This window comes from Globicatella sp. HMSC072A10 (genome assembly GCF_001811625.1).
In the GTDB taxonomy this organism is placed as follows: Bacteria; Bacillota; Bacilli; order Lactobacillales; family Aerococcaceae; genus Globicatella; species Globicatella sanguinis.
The window spans coordinates 1-1,345 of the sequence record NZ_KV805677.1 but is presented as its reverse complement, the minus strand read 5'-3'; the positions used below and the strand labels follow the sequence as shown (position 1 = coordinate 1,345).

Sequence of the window (1,345 nt, the reverse complement as noted above, 5' to 3'; positions counted from 1 at the left end):
AACAGAAGTGAGATATCTGGGAGAAAAAGTACAAATCGATATTAAGTATGTCCCAAGAGAATGTTTAAGGTTTGATACACACGGAATCAGATATTACCAGATAACGGCAATCGATGAGTATTCACGCAAACGGTATTGTAAGATAGTAGACGAGAAAAGCGTGACACATACGGCACATTTTTCATTGGAGTTAGAAGAAGGGATAGGATTTAAAATCAACTGCATTCAAACGGACAATGGGAAGGAATTTACAAATGGAGACGATCCAAGTTCGCCAGAAACAATATTCGAGAAGATTCTAAAGCGAAAAGGAATCGAGTATAAAAAAACGAGACCGTATAGTCCATGGCAAAATGGAAAAGTCGAACGAAGCCATCGAATGGATACAGAACGATTTTACAATAGACGAGAATTTAGAAGTGTTGAAGAGCTAATTAAGGCACATCAACGATATTATCGACGACAAAATAATGTGGTTACTAAAACACTTGGTTTTAAAAGTCCAAACCAAGTGGTAGAGGCGTATCAGAAAGTCGCTTAATCAGAGCGAGTCATTATAAGCGTTTGTCACAAATGATTGACTACTATACAATATATGAGGCTGAGTGAGTGTATCCCCTCTTTGCACTGTCTTAGAAAAATGATAAAATAAACACTCAAATTAAATAGTATAAGTTTTTGGTACAAGGAGGGTTTATATGTTAAATGATTGTGTAATTGACCATGAACACACATGGTTTCGCTATCGGAGCGCGGGCATTATTATTCATGAACAAAAAATGTTATTCGTTGAAAATAAAATCGGTAATTATTTTTATATGATTGGTGGCGGAGTTCAAATAGGCGAGACGTCTGCTAGTGCGGTTGAAAGAGAATTATTTGAAGAAACAGGCTTAACTAGTCAAGTAACGCGGTTAGCAGTTGTTTGCGAAAATTTCTTTCATGAAGGGATAGGCGCGGAGGCTGATAAAATCCGACATACGTTAGAGTTTTATTATGTGGTGAAGGTTGACCATATTCACAACCTACCATCTGAAACGGATCTCAAAGAAAAAATAGTTTGGATTCCTTTAGAAAAAATCGACCAATTTAATATTAAACCAGACTTTATCAAAAACCACATTAAGACCATCTTATCAAGTAACGAGATTATTCATTATGTGCAAAAAGATCTTTAACTAAACCAAACTAAAGTAAATTTTTGACCGACCTAATTTAGTTCAAATAAGATGTGTTCAGCTACCGAACAAGTCAATTTAAAATAGCTATTACAAATGGCATTAGTCGAAATCATTTGGCTAGTGCCATTTTCCATGTGCGCCCAGCATGGGCGTTAACTTGGCGG

At 36.1% G+C, this 1,345-nt stretch carries 2 protein-coding genes; both read left to right on the top strand.

The window, feature by feature from the left end; genetic code table 11:
* On the top strand, positions 1–541 hold a 541-nt coding region (locus HMPREF2811_RS03650), incomplete at its 5' end, for a DDE-type integrase/transposase/recombinase (protein WP_141749247.1).
* Between the two features lie 157 nt (positions 542–698).
* Positions 699–1,178 (top strand): NUDIX hydrolase, encoded by a 480-nt coding sequence (locus tag HMPREF2811_RS03645; RefSeq protein WP_071408152.1) that lies wholly within the window; start codon positions 699–701, stop codon positions 1,176–1,178.
* The last annotated feature ends 167 nt before the right edge of the window (positions 1,179–1,345 follow it).

What these genes read in the sequence shown, in the direction of transcription:
- HMPREF2811_RS03645 (WP_071408152.1), top strand. Translation starts at nt 699, where the DNA reads ATGTTAAATGATTGTGTAATTGACCATGAACACACATGGTTTCGCTAT.